Annotated in this window: 18 protein-coding genes; 11 read left to right on the top strand and 7 right to left on the bottom strand. The window is 66.9% G+C overall.

All coding sequences use genetic code 11. The annotated features are described in order from the left end of the window. Positions 1-130 precede the first annotated feature (130 nt). From BLQ70_RS07935 to BLQ70_RS07925, 3 genes are all read left to right on the top strand, one after another. Positions 131-952 carry a hypothetical protein gene (locus BLQ70_RS07935; RefSeq protein WP_091856523.1) on the top strand — a complete coding sequence of 274 codons (822 nt, stop codon included), beginning with the start codon at positions 131-133 and terminating at the stop codon, positions 950-952. Positions 953-1,029: 77 nt separating this feature from the next. After that, a complete protein-coding gene (locus tag BLQ70_RS07930; RefSeq protein WP_091856522.1) occupies positions 1,030-1,767 on the top strand; it encodes an SDR family NAD(P)-dependent oxidoreductase in 738 nt (245 codons plus the stop codon). A gap of 89 nt (positions 1,768-1,856) precedes the next feature. Further along, positions 1,857-2,402: a 2,4'-dihydroxyacetophenone dioxygenase family protein gene (locus BLQ70_RS07925; RefSeq protein WP_091856521.1), complete on the top strand. Its 546-nt coding sequence runs from the start codon at positions 1,857-1,859 to the stop codon at positions 2,400-2,402. 109 nt (positions 2,403-2,511) lie between these two features. Here the strand turns inward: BLQ70_RS07925 and BLQ70_RS07920 are convergent, their stop codons facing one another. Further along, entirely contained in the window at positions 2,512-2,919 is a 408-nt protein-coding gene (locus tag BLQ70_RS07920) for a flagellar assembly protein FliX (RefSeq protein ID WP_244511939.1), read from the bottom strand. Between the two features lie 226 nt (positions 2,920-3,145). Here BLQ70_RS07920 and BLQ70_RS07915 point away from each other — a divergent pair, with 226 nt between their 5' ends. The 8 genes from BLQ70_RS07915 (at position 3,146) to flaF (ending at position 9,319) form a co-directional block, all read left to right on the top strand. Next, entirely contained in the window at positions 3,146-4,279 is a 1,134-nt protein-coding gene (locus BLQ70_RS07915) for a flagellar basal body P-ring protein FlgI (protein ID WP_061966878.1), read from the top strand. Then, complete coding sequence (locus BLQ70_RS07910) at positions 4,279-4,635, top strand: rod-binding protein (RefSeq protein WP_061966877.1); 357 nt, start codon at positions 4,279-4,281, stop codon at positions 4,633-4,635. Before BLQ70_RS07915 ends, BLQ70_RS07910 begins: the two co-directional genes overlap by 1 nt. After that, positions 4,622-5,110, top strand: coding sequence for a hypothetical protein (locus tag BLQ70_RS07905; RefSeq protein WP_061966876.1), 489 nt, complete (start codon positions 4,622-4,624; stop codon positions 5,108-5,110). The genes BLQ70_RS07910 and BLQ70_RS07905 overlap by 14 nt, the downstream gene beginning before the upstream one ends. 224 nt (positions 5,111-5,334) lie before the next feature. Beyond that, positions 5,335-5,784 (top strand): hypothetical protein, encoded by a 450-nt coding sequence (locus BLQ70_RS07900; protein ID WP_091856520.1) that lies wholly within the window; start codon positions 5,335-5,337, stop codon positions 5,782-5,784. Positions 5,785-6,028: 244 nt separating this feature from the next. Further along, complete coding sequence (locus tag BLQ70_RS07895) at positions 6,029-7,171, top strand: flagellin N-terminal helical domain-containing protein (protein WP_061966874.1); 1,143 nt, start codon at positions 6,029-6,031, stop codon at positions 7,169-7,171. 199 nt (positions 7,172-7,370) lie between these two features. Next, complete coding sequence (locus tag BLQ70_RS07890) at positions 7,371-8,522, top strand: flagellin N-terminal helical domain-containing protein (RefSeq protein ID WP_061966873.1); 1,152 nt, start codon at positions 7,371-7,373, stop codon at positions 8,520-8,522. A 49-nt stretch (positions 8,523-8,571) separates the two neighbouring features. Next, a complete protein-coding gene (gene flbT, locus BLQ70_RS07885; RefSeq protein ID WP_061966872.1) occupies positions 8,572-8,964 on the top strand; it encodes a flagellar biosynthesis repressor FlbT in 393 nt (130 codons plus the stop codon). Next, positions 8,948-9,319 (top strand): flagellar biosynthesis regulator FlaF, encoded by a 372-nt coding sequence (gene flaF / locus BLQ70_RS07880; protein ID WP_061966871.1) that lies wholly within the window; start codon positions 8,948-8,950, stop codon positions 9,317-9,319. Before flbT ends, flaF begins: the two co-directional genes overlap by 17 nt. 75 nt (positions 9,320-9,394) lie before the next feature. On the opposite strand, the gene BLQ70_RS07875 is transcribed toward flaF, so the two are convergent. From BLQ70_RS07875 to BLQ70_RS07850, 6 genes are all read right to left on the bottom strand, one after another. Next, positions 9,395-10,909, bottom strand: a complete 1,515-nt coding sequence (locus BLQ70_RS07875; protein ID WP_091856519.1) for a flagellin — start codon at positions 10,907-10,909, stop codon at positions 9,395-9,397. Positions 10,910-10,916: 7 nt separating this feature from the next. Further along, entirely contained in the window at positions 10,917-12,776 is a 1,860-nt protein-coding gene (gene flgK, locus BLQ70_RS07870) for a flagellar hook-associated protein FlgK (protein WP_091856518.1), read from the bottom strand. 59 nt (positions 12,777-12,835) lie between these two features. Continuing rightward, complete coding sequence (locus BLQ70_RS07865) at positions 12,836-14,236, bottom strand: flagellar hook protein FlgE (RefSeq protein WP_091856517.1); 1,401 nt, start codon at positions 14,234-14,236, stop codon at positions 12,836-12,838. 176 nt (positions 14,237-14,412) lie between these two features. Further along, a complete protein-coding gene (locus tag BLQ70_RS07860) occupies positions 14,413-15,426 on the bottom strand; it encodes a YcjF family protein (RefSeq protein WP_091856516.1) in 1,014 nt (337 codons plus the stop codon). A 27-nt stretch (positions 15,427-15,453) separates the two neighbouring features. Next, a complete protein-coding gene (locus BLQ70_RS07855) occupies positions 15,454-16,899 on the bottom strand; it encodes a YcjX family GTP-binding protein (protein WP_091856515.1) in 1,446 nt (481 codons plus the stop codon). 13 nt (positions 16,900-16,912) lie between these two features. Then, the gene (locus tag BLQ70_RS07850; protein WP_091856514.1) at positions 16,913-17,440 is read right to left on the bottom strand and encodes a SixA phosphatase family protein; all 528 of its coding nucleotides are present in this window, start codon (positions 17,438-17,440) and stop codon (positions 16,913-16,915) included. Positions 17,441-17,442: the final 2 nt, after the last annotated feature.

The following is a 17,442-nucleotide window of genomic DNA, read 5'->3' as shown; positions in this document are numbered from 1 at the left end:
TTAGAGCCGGCGGGGGAAGCGCAGCTTTCGCCCAATCTGCTGCGCACCGAATTATGCTGCATTGCCGCAAAATCGGCATCTTCCCGGCCTAGTCTGTTCTGCCGCTCGTCATAGCGACAGGACGAACGACGTGTTCCGTTTCATTCATGACCTCCGCGCCGGTCTTCAGCCGGCCGCGATCCTTCTGGCGGCGTCGTTCGGCCCCGCCCTCGCCTCCGCGCCGATCACGGCCGAGGAAGCACCGGCCACCCCGCTGCCGGTCCCGCGTGGCGCGCTGATCGATCCCGATGCCGACGTGATGGCGGCTCCGGCACTCGCCGCCGATGACCCCGATGCCCTCGTCTTCGATCCGGGGCTGGCCGCGCTCGGCCGGGCGGCAGCGGCGTCCGGCGCCCATCTGCGGGCGCGGGCGCCGATTCCCGTCGACATCATTCGCAAGGGCTTCGCCGCGCGCCAGACCATGACGAGCGCGGCGCAGGATCGCTCCGTCGGCTTCAAGCTCGGGCAGGACATCTTCTCGCTCTCGACCACGCTCTCCGATCCGGCGAGCGTCGGTGCGACGCGCGACGCGGAGCTGCGTTGGCGGCTGGGCAAGCCGGCGGTTGCCCGGAAGGGCTTCATCTGGAGCCTCGCGACCGGCGGCGGTGGCTCGCTCTACGGCAATCCCGAACAGACCGGCGAGGCCGTGATCGGCTACCGGCAGGAATTGTTCCCGCATCTCACCCTGACCTCCCAGCTCGCCATGGCCGGCAATTACGTCTTCGCGCCGGGCGACGGCTTCCACACGGCATTCACGCCGGAGATGAAGCTCTCGGTCGATCTCGCCAGGCTCGCCGACCTGCCCTGGCAGACTTCCTTCGACCTGACGCTGGCGCGCAAGGTGCCGCTCGTCGCCAGCGATTTCGAGACGCAGGGCCGGGCTATGCTCTCCTTCAAATACAAGTGGGACTGACCGGCACGGCCGCCATCGCATGGCGGCCTGCATCATGTTGCCTTCCCCGGAGGCGCAGAGCGCTCTAGCCTCGCCCCATGACAAATCCGGCTTCGACCAAATTCGCTCTCGTTACCGGCGGCACCCGCGGCATCGGCGCCGGCGCCGCGCTTGCCCTGGCACAGGCCGGCTACGACGTTCTCGCCACCGGCCTGACCGAGGAGGAGGCGGCAGCGGCCCCGGCCCATCCTGCGATCCGGCATGCCCGGCTCGATGTGACCCGCGACGCCGAGGTCGCCGCCATCGTCGCCACCTGCCCGCGTCTCGATGCCCTGGTGAACTGCGCAGGCATGATCCAGCGCGGCGGCAAGGAATTCGAGATCGACGCCTTCCGCCTGACCATCGAGGTCAATCTCAACGGCACGATGCGGATGTGCGTCGCCGCCAGGGACAAGCTCGCCGCCAGGGGCGCGGACAAGACCGGCGGCGCCATCGTCAACATCGCCTCGATGCTGACCTTCCACGGCTCCGCCTTCGCGCCGGGTTATGCCGCCTCGAAGGGCGGCATCGGCCAGCTCACCAAGTCGCTCGCCGCCGCCTGGGCCCCGGACGGCATCCGCGTCAACGCGGTCGCGCCCGGCTGGATCGAGACCGAGCTGACCCGGCCGCTGGTCGAGGATGCCGAGCGCTCGGCCCCCATCATCGCCCGCACACCGATGGGCCGCTGGGGCAAGCCCGGCGATGTTGGTGGCGCCATCGCCTTCCTGCTTTCGGATGCCGCGCAATTCGTCACCGGCGCGATCCTGCCGGTCGATGGCGGCTACCTCGCGGTCTAGGAAAGTGTTTCCGGCTCAACAGCTTGAGCCGGAAACCTGAATCGAATTGCAAGCGCATTGAATCAGAACATCAGCCCGGGAGAGACGCCATGAACACGACGAGCCCGATCCCCGTCGCGGCCACCCAGGAGGAGCGCTGGACGCCCTATCGCCATCCCCAGCCGAAGGAATCGCCGCCGGAGCTGATCGTCCCGAACGTGATCCCGACCGATGAGCGCGTCTGGGTGCCGGTCGATGACAATGTCTGGTTCCGCCCGCTGCTCTTCTGCGTCTCGCGCGGCTACTGGATGAACCTGCTGAAGGTTCGCCGCGCCGGCGTGCTCTCGCGCCATCGCCACCCGCTGCCGGTCCACGGCTACGTACTGAAGGGCCAATGGCGCTATCTGGAACATGACTGGGTCGCGACCGAGGGCTCCTATGTCTATGAGGCGCCCGGCGAGACCCACACGCTGGTGGTCGATCCCGATGTCGAGGAGATGATCACCATGTTCCAGGTCAACGGCGCGATGATCTATGTCGACCCGGACGGCAAATGCCTCGGCTATGACGACACCTTCACCCGCATCGACAAGTGCCGGGCGCATTACGCGCAGAACGGCCTCGGCGCGGAGTATGTCGATCAGTTCATTCGGTAGTGCTTCGTCATGGTCGGGCTTGTCCCGACCATCCACGCCTTCGCTGGTCGCATGCGGTGTTCAAGCCGTGGATGCTCGCCACAAGGGCGAGCATGACGGTTCCAACGCCTCAGCGCTTCAGCTTCGCCAGCTCGACCGCCGCGCGCAGTTCGATATGCGCCAGAACCTCGTCGAGGCGTGGATCGTCGGTGGTCTCGCGCCTGAGCGCCAGCGTCGTGCGCAGCCGCTCCAGTTCCGACGGCAGAACCCGGCCAGCGAGCAGCGCCGCCTTCAGCCGGTCGAGCCCGTCGAGCAGGTCGTGTCCGCGCCGTGCCTGCCGGCGCTTGCGGTCCTGCGTGTCCTCCTGCGCCTGGACGGCGAGCAGCGTATCGAGCGGGCCGGCCGCGCTGACGCCGCTGCTGCGGGTCGCGGTGGCGGAATCCTGCATCGGAAGCGTGAAGGCCGCGCCGCTCGAGCGCCTCGCGGAACTGGCCGGGCCGGCATTCGAAACGGGCGCGCGCTGGTCGATCCTGATCATCGGCGGCCTCGTGAAGGGTTAATGAAACCTTGTCGGAAGACGGTTAACAGCCGGTAAACGACCCGGCAGAAACTGCCGCCCCGGCAGGAAGCGCAGGCTCCGCAAGAGCCTCCCAACCATGAAGCCGAACTACAAAGGACTGACAAACAAGGCTTTTCAAATTCGAGCGGTTTGGCACGCCCCTCGCAAGGGTCGGATGAGTTCAACTACCCCTGGTGCCAGACGCATGTTCCGCAACCCCGCCCTGAAGACGCTGCTGAAGCCGCTGGCCGCTCTGCTGGCCGTGGTCGTCGGCCTGTCGTCGCAGCCGGTGTTCGCGCTCTCGCGCATCAAGGATCTCGCCTCGGTCGAGGGCGTGCGCACCAACCAGCTGCTCGGCTACGGCATCGTCGTCGGCCTCAACGGCACCGGCGATACCCTCAACAACACGCCCTTCACCAAGCAGTCGCTGCAGGCGATGCTGGAGCGTCTCGGCGTCAACACCCGCGGCGCCAACATGCGCACCGCCAACGTCGCCGCCGTGATGGTGACCGCAAACCTGCCGCCCTTCGCCACGCAGGGCACCCGCGTCGACGTCACCGTCTCGGCCATGGGCGATTCCAAATCACTGCAGGGCGGCACGCTCCTGGTCACCCCGCTGCTCGGTGCCGATGGCGAGGTCTATGCGGTGTCGCAGGGCCCGGTCGCGATCTCCGGCTTCTCGGCCGAGGGCGAGGCCAGCAAGATCACCCGCGGCGTGCCGACTGTCGGCCGCATTGCCAATGGCGGTGTCGTCGAGCGCGAGATCGACTTCGCGCTGAACAAGCTCCAGACGCTGCGCCTGTCGCTGCGCAATCCCGACCTGACCACCGCTCGCCGCATGGCGGCCGCGATCAACGAATTCGTCGGCGGCGACTCGGCCGAGCCGACCGATCCTTCGACCGTGGCCTTGCAGATTCCGGCCCGCTTCAAGGGCAACATGATCAAGCTGCTCACCGATATCGAGCAGCTGCGCGTCGAGCCCGACCAGCTCGCCCGCATCGTCATCGACGAGCGCTCCGGCATCATCGTCATGGGCAAGGATGTCCGCGTCTCCACCGTCGCCGTGGCGCAGGGCAACCTCACCGTCACGATCAGCGAGCAGCCGCAGGTCTCGCAGCCGGAGCCCTTCGGGCGCGGCCAGACCGTCGTGACGCCCCGGACCAACGTCAAGGTCGATACCGGCGGCGGCAACAAGCTCGCCCTGGTCAAGGAAAGCGTGACGCTGGCCGAGTTGGTCGACGGGCTCAATGCGCTGGGCATCGGCCCGCGCGACCTGATCTCCATTCTCCAGGCCATCAAGTCGGCAGGCGCGCTGCAGGCCGAAATCGAGGTGATGTGATGACTGCTGCCCTCGCGCTTCCCGCCGCGAATCTCGCCCTCGGCGTCGCCGGCAAGGTCGCCAGCGGCATTGCCGATGCGCTCGACCCGGCCAAGGCCAAGGCGAAGAAGCAGGCCGACGATTTCGAGACCATGTTCCTCGAGCAGATGACCGAGAAGCTCTTCGCCAGCGAGGGCACCGAAGGCCCACTCGGCGAGAACGGCACCGGCGGCGGCATCTGGCGCTCGCAGCTCACCCAGCAATACGCCAAGCAGATCCAGCAGGCCGGCGGCATCGGCCTCTCCAACCAGATCATGCGCGACCTGATCAATCTCCAGGAACAGGCTGCGGGCGGAGTCCAGAATGCCGGTCGCTAAGCCTGTCCTCGACGAACGCCCGCGCATCGCCGACGCGCTTGGTGCCCGAGCCCTGATCGAAGCCGTCCTGGAGGCGCTTGGCGCCCTCTCGCATCTCGTCGGCGAGGAGACCGAGCTGGTTCGTGCCGGCCGCCTGCCGGAAGCGATGACCCGCGAGCCGCGCAAGACCGAGCTCGCCGGCATCTACATGCGAGGCGTCGAACAGGTGAAGCTGAATGCCGTGGCGCTTGCCCGCTTCGTACCGGACCAGGTCAAGCGGCTGAAGGAGGCGCACAACGCCTTCCAGGGCCTGATCGAAACCAACCAGATCGTTCTGGCGACGGCGCGCGCCGTCTCGGAATCCGTCATTCGCGATCTTGCGGCCGACGCCAACCGGCCGATGCGGGCCAATGGCTACGGCCCGACCGCGACCGTCGGCGCCGGTGTCTTCGCCCGTCCCAATTCCGGGCCGTTGGTCGTCTCGCGCCGGCTTTGATCGGCGCCCTGCTCTGGCGGGCTCGCCGTCGGCAGCCGCCAGGCCCTTGGTATATAAAGGGTTTACGCGCCGGCTGCGCCGGAAACCCTAAAGATTTACCTAATTTCTTGACGCCGGATTCAATCTTTTCTGCCAATCCTCGCAGCGTCGGGTAGCACGTCCTGCTCCCGGCACCGGACGAGAACGGCGCAACGGCGCCGTGAACGACTCCAGAAGGAGTGGTCATGGATTTTGGCAACGCCCCCAGGCTCGCGGCCGTGACTGCCGCGCCGCCCGTCACCCGCTCGGACGTTACGGCGCAGGCCGGCGGCGTCGCCGTGGACCTTCCCCCCGAAAAGACCGTGCAATCCGCCTCTGCCGGCGCGGCCGTCAATGTCGAGGTCCGCGCCGAGGCACGCGACGCCCAGAGCCGCGCCGATGGCGAGCGCCGGGCATTCGCCAACGACCGGAACGATCGCGCCGCCACGCGCACCGCCGACGAGACGGTCGAGCGCAAGCTGATCATCGATCCGAAGACGCGCGCGATCGTGCTGCAGAAGAAGGACCCGCACACCGGCGAGACGATCTCGCAACTGCCGGACGAAGTCCTCCTGAAACTCCGCGCCTATTCGCGCGAGCTCAGCGAACGAGCGCGCGAGGCCAGCGAGGCCCATCAGGTCGAACGGACCGCCTGAAGCCGGCCTGCTCCACGACGTCCCGGCTTGCCTCCCGCAAGGCCCGCGCAAGCGGGCCTTCGTCGTTTCAAGGCTCCCTCGCCGCCCTTAATCCGCCGTTCACCATGCCGGCAAGCTGCCCCGTCAGCGGCGCATTCTAACGTCGAAATTTACGTCTCGTTACGAAGCGCCGCGGCAGGGTCCTTTCGTCGCGGCCAGAACGGCCACGACGCCAGAAGGCATCATCCCAGAAGGGTTTCTCATTATGGCCTCGACGATCTCTCTCTCCGCTGGCGTGCGCAACGCGCTCTCCTCGCTCTCCTCGACCACCGCCGCCTCGCAGCAGGGTCAGTTCCGTCTCGCCACCGGCAAGAAGGTCAACTCCGCCGTCGACAACGCGGTCAACTTCTTCACCGCCGCCGGCCTGAACGATCGCGCTGGCCAGTTCACCAACCTGCTCGACGGCATCTCGAACGGCGTCCAGACCATCACGGCCGCCTCGAAGGGTATCGACGCGATCACCAAGCTGGTCCAGTCGGCCCAGTCGACGATCAAGCAGGCCCAGGCCGACGCCGCCCAGAACCGCCCGAGCACCGTCAGCGCCGCGATCGATACGACCAAGGCTGCGGCCTTGGCCAAGACCGTCGCCGCAGCCGGCGACATCACGATCACCGCCGGCGCGACGGAATACACCGTCACTGCAACCGCGACCGACACGATCCGCGACGTCGTCAACAACATCAACAAGTCGGGTATTGCGACCGCTTCGGTCAGCAACGATGGCAAGCTGACGATCAAGGGCACGGGTTCGGACGCTCTGACGATCGCCGGTGCCGACGCTGTTACCGGCGTGGTCGGAAACGACCAGGCCGCCGTGACGGCCACTGCCAACTCCGACGTTCGCGCCAGCCTCGTCGATCAGTTCAACGACCTGCGCACGCAGATCGATGAACTCGCCAAGGACGCCGGCTTCAACGGCATCAATCTTCTCGCCGGCGACGCACTCTCCGTCGTCTTCAACGAGAAGACCGGTGCCGCCAAGAACGAGCTCAAGGTTCAGGGTGAGGAAATCAGCGCCACGAACCTCGGCATCGGCCAAGCTGGTACCGACATCGACTTCCAGAATGATACGCAGCTCGCCACCGCTGCCGACTCCCTGACCAACGCCCTCACCTCGCTGCGCTCGACGGCCTCGTCGCTGGGCTCCAGCCTGGGCGTCGTCCAGACCCGCCAGGACTTCACCAAGGACCTGATCAACACCCTGACCCAGGGTGCCGACAACCTGGTGCTGGCCGACACCAACGAGGAAGGCGCCAAGCTGCTCGCTCTGCAGACCCGCCAGCAGCTCTCCCAGACCGCCCTGTCGCTTTCGAGCCAGGCCGATCAGGCCGTCCTGCGCCTGTTCTGATCCTTCGTCCGCAGAAGCGGGCTTGCCCACAGAATTTGGGCCGAAGACAAAAGAAAGCGGCGGAGCGCAAGCTCCGCCGCTTTCTTCGTTACAAGCAAGGATTCTCCGTCGCGATTAACCGTTTATTAGCCTTAACAAACAATGATCGGTCCAAAGCAATCCGGGCGGGCGTAGCGCCGCGCGTTCAGAGGACCCAGACATGGCCAATACGATTCTCACCAGCGGCGTGCGCAACAACCTGCTGACGCTCCAGCAGACCACCGCCGAGCAGGGCGCGATCCAGAATCGCCTGGCGACCGGACGGCGCGTCAATTCGGCCATCGACAACCCGATCAACTTCTTCACCGCAGCCGGCCTGAACGACCGGTCCAACCAGCTCGGCGGCTTGCTGGATGGAATCTCCAACGGCATTCAGACGATTCAGACGGCATCGAAAGGTATCGACGCGATCGTCAAGCTGGTGCAGTCGGCCCAGTCGACCATCAAGCAGGCCCAGGCCGACGCCGCCCAGAACCGTCCGAGCACCACGGGTGCCGCCATCGCCGCGACCAAGGCTGCGGCTCTCGCGAAAACCGTCGCTGCCGCGGGCAACATCGTGATCACGGCCGGGAACACTGAATATACCGTGGCGATCGGCGCGACCGAGACGATCCGCGACGTCGTCAACAAGATCAATGATTCCGGCATCGCCACCGCGACGGTCAACAACTCCGGCGAACTGACGATCAAGGGTACGGGTTCGGACGCACTCACGATCGCCGGCGCGGACGCCGTGACCGGCGCGGCCGGCAGCGACGCCGCCGCTGTCGTCGCCGCCGGCAATTCGGATATCCGCGCCAATCTCGTCGACCAGTTCAACGAGCTGCGCAGCCAGATCAACGAGCTCGCCAAGGACGCCGGCTTCAACGGCATCAACCTGCTGGCCGGCGACGCTCTCTCGGTCGTCTTCAACGAGAAGACCGGTGCAGCCCAGAACAAGCTGGACATCCAGGGCGAGGAGATCAGCGCGACCAATCTCGGCATCGCCCAGGCGGGATCCGCCGTCGGCGACATCGATTTCCAGAACGACAACGCCCTGGCCAATGCCTCCGACGCCTTGACCAACGCGCTGACCTCGCTGCGCAGCTCGGCCTCGTCGCTTGGCTCGCAGCTCTCGGTGATCCAGACCCGTCAGGACTTCACCAAGAACATGATCAACACCTTGACCATCGGCGCCGACAACCTCGTTCTCGCCGATTCCAACGAGGAAGGCGCCAAGCTGCTCGCGCTCAACACCCGCCAGCAGCTCTCGCAGACGGCGCTGTCGCTGGCCTCGCAGGCCGACCAGGGCGTGCTCCGGCTCTTCGGCTGACGCCGAAGACGGCACAGCCCTCCCCTCCGCCAGAAGGCAAGGACAAGACATGGCTCTCAAGGTCGAGCTCAAGCCCAAGGAGCGCATCATCATCGGCCAGGTGGTGATCCGCAACGACGAGCAGCGCACGCGCTTCTTCATCGAGGGCGATGCGCCCATCCTGCGCGAGAAGGACATTCTCACCGCAGCCAGCGCCGACACCCCGGCCAAGAAGATCTACCTCGCCATCCAGCTGATGTACCTGGCGCAGGACCCGACGCATGAGCACGAGACCTATTTCCAACTCGTGCGCGAATTCATCAATGCAGCGCCCAGCGCTCTGCCGCATGTTCATGAGATCAATAACCGCATCTTAAGCGACGACCTGTACAAGGCTCTGAAGGCGGCCAGAAAGCTGATCGCCTATGAAGCGGAATTGATCGAGAATGCAAAACGGGTTTAACGCCTACGCCGCCGCGGCCAAGACTGCCCAATCCGTCGTTTCGCCCCGCGAACTTGAAGCCTCCCTGCTGATCAAGGCCGCGACCCGGCTTCAGGCCGTCGCCGACGACTGGGAGGCGCGCGGGCGAGATGTCGACGAAGCCCTCACCTACAACCGGCGCCTCTGGACCCTGCTGGTCTCCGCCATGATCGCCGAGGACAACCCTCTGCCGGTCGGCATCAAGACCAACATCCTCGGCCTGGCCAATTTCATCTTCAATCAGACGTTCAAGATCTCGGCCGATCCGCAGCCGCAGGGCCTCGGTGCGCTGATCAGCATCAACCGGGAAATCGCCGCGGGTTTGCGCGGCCGCTGATACCTTTCCGCGGAAGACCTGAAAACAGAAACGCCGCCCGATGGGCGGCGTTTCTGTTTGCGGGTTTTTCTGCGTTCAGAGGTAATTGGTCAGGGACAGCTTCGACAGCATCGAGGTGACCTGATAGCTCGCCTGCAACTGCGTCTGCAGCGACAGGATCTGCGTCGCGACCTCCTCCGTCGTCACATTCTCGACGCCGGAGAGTGTCGAGATCAGGTAGTTCTTGGTGCTCTGGTGGCGTTCCTTGGCGCTGGCGAGCGCGGTCTGGGCCGAGCCGAGCTCGGTGATGATCTCAGCCGGCTTCTGGACGGAGTCGCCGAAACCGAGCTTGTCGCCGACCCGCGACGCCATCGCTTCGTAACCTGCCTGCGCATTCGCATCGCTGGCCGGGAAGGTCTCGGTCGCCATGATCGCGAACTGGGCGAGGCCGACGCGGAAGGCCTGCTCGTTGGCCCGCGCACCCGTCCCCACGACCTGCCCCTGGTCGATCTGGACCGTCGCCGTATTGCGGGCAGGGTCGCTGCCGTCATCGCCGCGATACCAGGTCACCGTCGTCGCAGCCGTGCCGGCATTGCTCGGCGGGGCGGTCGCCGTCGCGAAGTTCGGGCCCGGCACCCGCTTCGGCGGATTGCTTGGGCTGCCGGCGAAGAAATCCTCGGCCGCCACCTGCGCGGAGGCGGCAGGGAGCGTCGTCTTCGCTTCCCTGCCAAGGGCAGCGTCGATCGAGGCCTTCAGCGCCGTCGCGGTATCGGCCGGCGTCGCGCCGATCTGGAAGCTGTCGGCGGCCGAGCCATCGGTTCCGGCGGCCCGGGCGGTGAGGGTCACCTCTTCCTGCGTTCCATCGGGCAAGGTCAGCTTGAGGGTCACCTTGTCGCCCGGCTGGGGCTGCGCCGTCACGTCGACGGCGAGATTCGCCGGAGTACCCGCATTATAGGTCACGGCAAGGGCCGAGGAGCTCGACGTGGCTCCGGCCAGTTTGAAGCCGTAAACATGGTTCTCGTCGGCCACCGTGACGCTCGTCGTGCCGGAGATGCCGGTCGTCAGCCGTCCGAGACCGGAGCCGAGATCGGCCTGCTTGCGCTCGTCGATCAACTGCTTCAGTCCGGCCTTGCCGGCGCCGTCTCCGTTCATGATCTCGTCGAAGCCCGCAGTCGGCTCGGTATCCGAAGTCTTGCCCGAGAAGAGATAGCGCCCGTTGACATCGGTGTTCAGCAGGTCGAGCGCCTGCTTGAACTTCTCCTCGGCCAGCAATTGCGGCGCGGAGCGGCCACTGGCGCTCGGCACGTAGCTGTTGGAACGGGTATCGGTACGCGTCTCGTTGACGAGCTTGGCGAAGTTCTCGACGCTCTGCGACGAGAGCTTGAGATTCACATTGGTCAGCTCGATGCCGCTGAGCCAGGAATCGAGCTGCGAAACCTTGGCGTTGAGATCGAGGCTGACGCGCCGGTCGATGCCGAGGTCGCCATAGCTCGTGCTGCGCTGCTTGGTGTCGAGCTGGCGCTGGAGATCGTCGAACTGGGCTCGGGTCGAAACGAACTCGTTGGGCTTGGCCGCGCGGTAGGCGCCGGTTCCGTAAGCGGTGATGGTCATCGCGGCCTCACACTCTCATCAGCACGTCCATCATCTCCTTCATCGTGGAGATGATGCGGGCATTGGCGGCATAGGCGGTCTGGAGTTCGATCAGCATCGACATCTCCTGGTCGACATTGACCTGGGACGTCTCCTGGAAGCGGCTCTGGATCGATGCGAGCGCGACCTGCTGGCCCTCGTCGAGGCGCTTGGCAGCCTCGACCGCCTGCCCCTGCGAGGAGACCACGCGCTGGACGAAATTGGTGATCGTACCGGAAAAGGATGCCGTCGCCCCGTCCGGCGAGGAGCTGTTGTCGAAGCTGCGGACGCTGCTCGTTAGGCTCTCGAGCAGCGCCTTGGGCCGCGTCGCATCGCCGGCCGCGGTGCCGGCCGGGCCGACCAGCAGCGCGCTGTTCCGGATGACGTCGGCATTGACCGCGATCCGGCCCGCCAGCCCGACCTTGCGCGTGGCGTCGTCATAGGAGCCGATGAAGGGCTTGTTGTCCGCATCGACGAAGAGGGGCATCCCGGAGGTCGCGGAATCGGCGGCGAGCACACCGGTCTTGGCGCCGAGCCCGGCGACGCGGCCGCCCGGCTCGGTGATCCGCAGCAGCGAGCCACTGGGATTGCCCACCGTGAAGCCCGTCGCACCGTTCGTGTCGAGCGCGTTCTGGATCTGGGCGGCGACCGAAGCGGGGCCGGCCGAGAAATCGATCGCGATCGTCTTGTTGGACGGATCGCTGCCGATCGGCAGGACTGTTCCGGCAGGCGCGTTGACGAAGGTGAAGCGCTGCGTCGGGCCGGGAGGTGTCGGCGTGTAGTCGAAGGTCAGCGTGTTCAGGCGCTGCTTTGTGGCATCGAAGCCGAGATCGAGATCGAGGCCGGTCTGCGCCGCCGGCGACGGCGGATAGGCCGCGCTCGGGAGGGAATTCTCCGAGAGCGCCTTCGACATCTGCGCGGCGATCTCGTCGAGCTGCGCCTGCGCCTGGACCAGCGTCTTGTCGCGCAATTCGATATTGGCCGCGATCTCGCCGGAGCGGAAGATCCGGTTGGCGATGGCGTCCGAGGCGTTGCCGGAGGCATCGATGATCTTGATCGTGCCGACGCTGCGCTTGGCCGGGTCGATGTCCCACTGGTCGTCCGGCCCCAGACCGGCATGCTCGTCGAACTTGAAGGTGACGGCCGCCTGCCCATCGAAGAGCTGCGTCCCGGAACCCGTCACGACGCTGACCGAGCCCCGTGCATCCTCCGTCGTCTTGATGTCGACATACTGCGACAGCTCGGAGAGGATCAGGTCGCGCTGGTCCTTCAGCCCCGCCGTCGCGCTGTCGTTCGGGCTGCCGACGATGCGCGTATTGACCTTGGAGAGCGCGCTGAGCAGGTCGTTGACCTTGGTGACCGCGGAGGCGATGCCGCTCTCGGCCTGGCTGCGCAGGGCCTGCACGCCGTTGGAGAGCGTGTTGAGCTGGCGCGCCAGCTGCGTCGCATTGTCGAGCACCTGCGCGCGCAGGCTGTAGGACGACGGGTCGTTCTGGAGCGATTGCAGCGCGCCGGTGAACTTGTTGAAGATCGTATCCAGAGCCGTGGCGCTGCCCGGCGCGCCATAGAGCTTGTCGAGATTGGACAGCGAGTTCGCGCGGGTCGACGTATAGGCCGCCCCCGAAGCCTCCTGCCAGAGCTGATGCTGGACGATCTTGTCGAGGAGACGCTGGACCTGCGTGCTCTGCACGCCGACCGTCAGCCCGCTCAGGCTGTCGGCGGTCGAGACGGTCCGGCGGACATAGCCCGTCGTTCCCGCATTGGCGACGTTCTGCGAAACGATGCCGATGCCGACCTGCGCGGCGTTGAGGCCGCCGATCGCGGTGTTCAGGGAAGTACTCAGGCCCATCGTCAACTCCTGTTGCGAGATGCGGCCCTCCTGGGCCGCAGCTTAGGCAGATGCGCCGCTCAGCGGATGATGTTGAACACCGCGGTCAGCATCTCCTGGGCCGTGGTGATGACCTTGGTATTGGCCGAGTAGGCCTGCTGGGTGACGATCATCTTGGAGAATTCGTCGGCGATATCGGTGTTCGACTGCTCGACGCTGCCGCCGACCATCTGCGAGGTGCCCAAGCCGATGATCGGCGGGCCGGATTCGATCGTCTCCTCGAAGGCACCGCCGTCGAGCCGCTTCAGCGAGTTGTCGGCATTGAAGCGGGCGACCGAGACCTGGGCCAGCGCCACGACCTGGCCATTGCTGAAGGTACCGATCACCGCGCCTTCGGCCGAGACCGAGACGCGATCGAGCGTGCCGGCGGTGTAGCCGTCCTGGCGGATGCTGCGTGCGTCGATCTGGCCGCTGACATCGCCGTTCTGGGTCACGCCATTGCCGCCGGTCGTCAGGTTGATGCCGGTGATGGTGGTTCCGTTGATCGTCATCGTCGGCAGCGTGATGTCGCCGCTCGCCGGGGAAACCATCTGCCCGGTTGAGCCGAAGCTGACGGTCTGGCCGGCCTGGACATAGGCGACGTCGCCCGCCGCGGTCGCACTGGTGTCCTGGGCGACGAACAGGCCCCAGGTGCCGGATGTGGCCGGGTTCGCAGCCGGGTTGCCGTTGTCGATCTTGGCCCAGCGCATCTCGACGCTGGTGGCCTTGCCGAGCTCGTCATAGACGGTCACGGAGCCGCCCGGGATCGAGGTCGCCAGGAAGCTGCTGATATTGTTGCCCATCACCGCAGCATTGGCGGCATAGGGGTTCGGCGCCGCGCCCGCCGCCGTGACCGAGGCAGGGTTCAGGAATTCGGTACCGCCCTGGCTTTTCTGCGTCGTTGCCGGCACGGCCGGAATATTGGCGCGGTACTCGATCGAGCTCGTCGCCTTGGCCGGGAACTGCTCCTTGGTGATGCGCAGCACGTCCGGCTGCGTGCCGACGAGCTGGCCGGTCACCTGATCGATCTTCAGGCCCTTGAGATAGTAGCCGGCGCCGTTGACGAGGTAGCCATTCGCATCGAAGTCGAAATCGCCGCGCCTCGTATAGAGGTTGCTGTTGGAGAACTGGGTGTTGGCGCCGACGCCGCTCTGGCGCTGGTCGACCACGAAGAAGCCGTCGCCGTTGATCGCGATGTTGGTGTCGATGCGGGTCGGGTTGAGATCGCCCTGGATCGAGTTCGTCGCCTGGCTGAAGGCCGCGACTGAGCCGGCGACCTGGCGGTTCAGCGCCGCGTCGGGCACGAGATCGGCGAAGGCGGTATCGACCCGCTTGTAGCCCGCCGTCCGCGAGTTGGCGATGTTTCCGGAAATGTTCTCGAGCGCATAGGACTGCGCCGTCATCCCCGAAACCGCCGTGGTCAGCGCACTGAAAACACCCATGGAACCCTCACCTCGACCGGCAGCCCCCCAAGGGCGGCCCACAACTTCGAGGCGGTATCTGCACGGGGCGTGCCATGCGCAGCACCGTTCTATTTCAAGGGGTTGGATCGTTTACGAAAGGTAAAACGGCAGTCGGAGCCGGGCAGAAACCGCTGGGCCGGCAGAATCTGCCGGGCTCAGGCTTCCCCATCCTTGTCGCCGCGCCATCCGCCGAGATCGCCCGCGACATCGGACAGGGTCGGTGCCGCCGCTTCGACGAAAGGCAGCGGCCGGCAGACCGCGAGCGCCGCGAGCCCGATCCGGGCCGTCAGCATACCGTTGATCACGCCCTCGCCGAGCTTGGCCGAAAGCCTCGCCGCGAGCCCCTGCCCCACCACCTGCTGGATCACGGCATCGCCGGCCGCCATGCCGCCGGTCAGAACGAGATGGTTCATCACCTGCCGCGCCAGCCGGAGCAGGCCGAGCGTGCCGGGCCGCCCGGCATAGATGCCGGCGATCGAGCGCAGCAGCCGCGCGCAGGCGACCAGCACGAAGACGACATCGACCAGCGCCCGCGGGCTCACCGCAGTGACCAGCGAGACGCGCCGCGCGGCCATCGCGATCTGGGCGGTGGCCAGCGCATCGAGCGGTGCGAGCAGGCTGCGTTCCGCCACCGTCAGCATGTCGCGCGCGGCGAAGAGCTGCGGCAGCGCCTCCTGCAGGGCGGCGCGGCCCTGAGCCGTCTGCGCCCGCCCCTTGTAGAGCGAGACGAGTTCATCGGCGATCGCCCGGCCCTCGTCGGGCGTGCCGCCGGCAAGCGCCGCGACGGCGCGCTCGCGCAACGCCTCGACCTTGCGCTCGCGCAGGATGTCGCGCAGCACCCGGCCCAGCATGACCAGCAGCGCCAGCGTCGCAATCGCCGCACAGACCAGCGCGGCATAGCCGAGTGCCGGATTCTGGCTCATCAGCGAGCGGATCGTGTTCTCGACCCAGACGCCGGCCGCCAGCGCCAGAAAGCCGGACAGCCCCGCCACGAAGAGCGAACCCCAGGAGAAGCGACGCCTGGGTTTGGCGGGCACCGCAGGAACGGCGGCATCGATCGGCTCGCTCTCGGGCAGGATCGCGAGGTCGCCGCGCCGAAGCGGGGCCTCCCCGGCGGGCTCGCCCGCCTGCGGGCCATCGAGGCGGATCGCGCGCGGTGCCTTGCTCATCGCGAAACCCCGTTCATGCCGACACCCTCATGCCAGCCTGTCGCCGATCAGGAATTCCAGCGCACGGTCGAGGCGGATCTGCGGCGGCGGCCTGAGGCGCCCGCCCGCATCCGGTGCGACCATTGGCGGCCGGAAGCGCGGCGCCCGGACCTGCCAATGCGCCTTGGGATCGAAGATGGCTTCCGGCCGCTCAGGCAGTTCGCCGGGAAACACGGCCGCTTCCGCGATGCCGTCAAAGACCTGCCCGTCGATCGTCTCGCCAGCCTCCGGCACACCGGCGATGGCCGGCAATTCCTCGCGGCCTTCCTTGATCCGGACCTCATGCGTCGCCCGCACGGCCGCCAGCGCCATCGCCTCGACCCGCGCGCCGGCGCCTTGCGCCCGCGACAGCGCCCGCCCGACCAGATGCGACATCACCGCCGCCAGCCGGTCATGGCTCGAATGGTGGATGTGGTCAGCCTTGGTCGCGGCGAAGAGCACGCGCTCGATGCGCGGCGCGAACAGGCTCGACAGCCAGGAATTGCGGCCTACGGAAAAAGCGGCGAGCGCCTGCCCCAGCGCGGTTTCAAGATCGGCCAGGGCTGGTGCCCCGGCATCGAGCGCGGCGAGCACGTCGACCAGCACGATCTGCCGGTCGAGCCTCGCGAAATGGTCGCGGAAGAACGGCGTCACCACGACCCGCTTATAGGCCTCGAAACGCTCCGCCATCAGCGCCGCGAGCGTGCCCGGCCGCACGTCCCGGTCATGGCCGAAATCGAGTGGCGCGAAGGTCAGCGCCGGCGAGCCTTCGAGATCGCCCGGCATCAGGAAGCGCCCGGGCGGCGTCACCGCGACCGCTTCAGGATCGGCGCGCAGCCGGGCGAGATAGCCCTTGAACAGGTCGCTCGCGGCTTCCGCCGCAAGCTCGTCCGGCGCCCCGTCCGGGTCCCGCCCCGGCAGATCCGCCAGCCACTCCGCAGCGGCTTCACGCCGATGCGCCTTGCGTGCATCCGCGACGGCCTGCGCTGACCAGGCCTTGTAGTCCTGCCCGATCAGCGCGAGATCGAGCAGCCACTCACCGGGATAATCGACGATGTCGAGCGTCAACGTCGCCGGCCCCTTGAACCAGCCGGCGGCCCGCTCGTAGTCGATCTCGATCCTGAGCTCGGAGATGCGCCGCGTCGATTCCGGCCAGCGACGGTCTGGCCCGTTCATCGCCGCGCGATGCGCCTCGTAGGGAAAGCGCGGCACCTCTGGGTCGGGCTGCGGGACCAGCCTGACGCGGGCGATGCGGCCCTCGGAGGCCGCCTTCAGCACCGGCAGCTTGGCGCCTTCGATCAGGTTCTGGATCAGGGCAGTGGTGAAGACCGTCTTGCCCGAGCGCGACAACCCGGTGACGCCGATCCGCAGGCGCGGGCGTGCGAATCCGAGCACGCTGTCGCCGAAGGCAAGAGCCGCATTGCGGGCGCTGTCGAGATAGGAGGTGTCGCTCACGGCGCCGCGGCGCTCACTCGTCCGGGCCTTCGCCGAGCGAACCCGGCGTGACGAAACGGTCGAGGCGACCTTCGCGCGCGGCAACCGCGTACCAGTGCTCGGTGGCGAAATCGATCACGGCCAGTCCGCAGGTCGGGTATTTCTGGCTCATCCGCGCCGAGGCATAGCGATCGCCGTGGCCGGTCAGCAGATGTGCCAGCTCCTCGAAGCCGGGATTATGGCCGATGAGCAGGAGCGTGCGGACATCGCCCTCGACCTCCTGCACGACATCGAGCAGGCGCTCGGTCTTGGCCTCGTAGATTTGCGGCTCGAACTGGACCGGCGGTCTTTCCGGCAGCATCGGCGCGACCATCTCCCAGGTCTCGACCGTGCGCTTCGCCGGCGAGACCAGGACGAGATCGGGCAGCAGCAATTCATCGGCGAGATAGCGCCCCATCACCGGGGCGGCCTCGCGACCGCGCGCCGCGAGGGGTCGGTCGCGGTCGGCCACACCCGTGGGCCAGTGGGACTTGGCGTGGCGCAGAAGCATGAGGCGTCGCATGG

Source organism: Allobosea robiniae, from assembly GCF_900102525.1.
Taxonomy (GTDB): Bacteria; Pseudomonadota; Alphaproteobacteria; order Rhizobiales; family Beijerinckiaceae; genus Allobosea; species Allobosea robiniae.
This window is presented reverse-complemented; position numbering and strand designations above follow the sequence as displayed.

Bases quoted from the DNA above. Each gene is read 5' to 3' on its own strand.
- flgK (WP_091856518.1), bottom strand. From the start codon at position 12,776: ATGGGCCTGAGTACTTCCCTGAACACCGCGATCGGCGGCCTCAACGCC.
- BLQ70_RS07910 (WP_061966877.1), top strand. From the start codon at position 4,279: ATGACTGCTGCCCTCGCGCTTCCCGCCGCGAATCTCGCCCTCGGCGTC.
- BLQ70_RS07930 (WP_091856522.1), top strand. From the start codon at position 1,030: ATGACAAATCCGGCTTCGACCAAATTCGCTCTCGTTACCGGCGGCACC.
- BLQ70_RS07900 (WP_091856520.1), top strand. From the start codon at position 5,335: ATGGATTTTGGCAACGCCCCCAGGCTCGCGGCCGTGACTGCCGCGCCG.
- flbT (WP_061966872.1), top strand. From the start codon at position 8,572: ATGGCTCTCAAGGTCGAGCTCAAGCCCAAGGAGCGCATCATCATCGGC.
- BLQ70_RS07915 (WP_061966878.1), top strand. From the start codon at position 3,146: ATGTTCCGCAACCCCGCCCTGAAGACGCTGCTGAAGCCGCTGGCCGCT.
- BLQ70_RS07920 (WP_244511939.1), bottom strand. From the start codon at position 2,919: ATGATCAGGATCGACCAGCGCGCGCCCGTTTCGAATGCCGGCCCGGCC.
- BLQ70_RS07895 (WP_061966874.1), top strand. From the start codon at position 6,029: ATGGCCTCGACGATCTCTCTCTCCGCTGGCGTGCGCAACGCGCTCTCC.
- BLQ70_RS07865 (WP_091856517.1), bottom strand. From the start codon at position 14,236: ATGGGTGTTTTCAGTGCGCTGACCACGGCGGTTTCGGGGATGACGGCG.
- BLQ70_RS07860 (WP_091856516.1), bottom strand. From the start codon at position 15,426: ATGAGCAAGGCACCGCGCGCGATCCGCCTCGATGGCCCGCAGGCGGGC.
- flaF (WP_061966871.1), top strand. From the start codon at position 8,948: ATGCAAAACGGGTTTAACGCCTACGCCGCCGCGGCCAAGACTGCCCAA.
- BLQ70_RS07850 (WP_091856514.1), bottom strand. From the start codon at position 17,440: ATGCGACGCCTCATGCTTCTGCGCCACGCCAAGTCCCACTGGCCCACG.
- BLQ70_RS07925 (WP_091856521.1), top strand. From the start codon at position 1,857: ATGAACACGACGAGCCCGATCCCCGTCGCGGCCACCCAGGAGGAGCGC.
- BLQ70_RS07875 (WP_091856519.1), bottom strand. From the start codon at position 10,909: ATGACCATCACCGCTTACGGAACCGGCGCCTACCGCGCGGCCAAGCCC.
- BLQ70_RS07905 (WP_061966876.1), top strand. From the start codon at position 4,622: ATGCCGGTCGCTAAGCCTGTCCTCGACGAACGCCCGCGCATCGCCGAC.
- BLQ70_RS07890 (WP_061966873.1), top strand. From the start codon at position 7,371: ATGGCCAATACGATTCTCACCAGCGGCGTGCGCAACAACCTGCTGACG.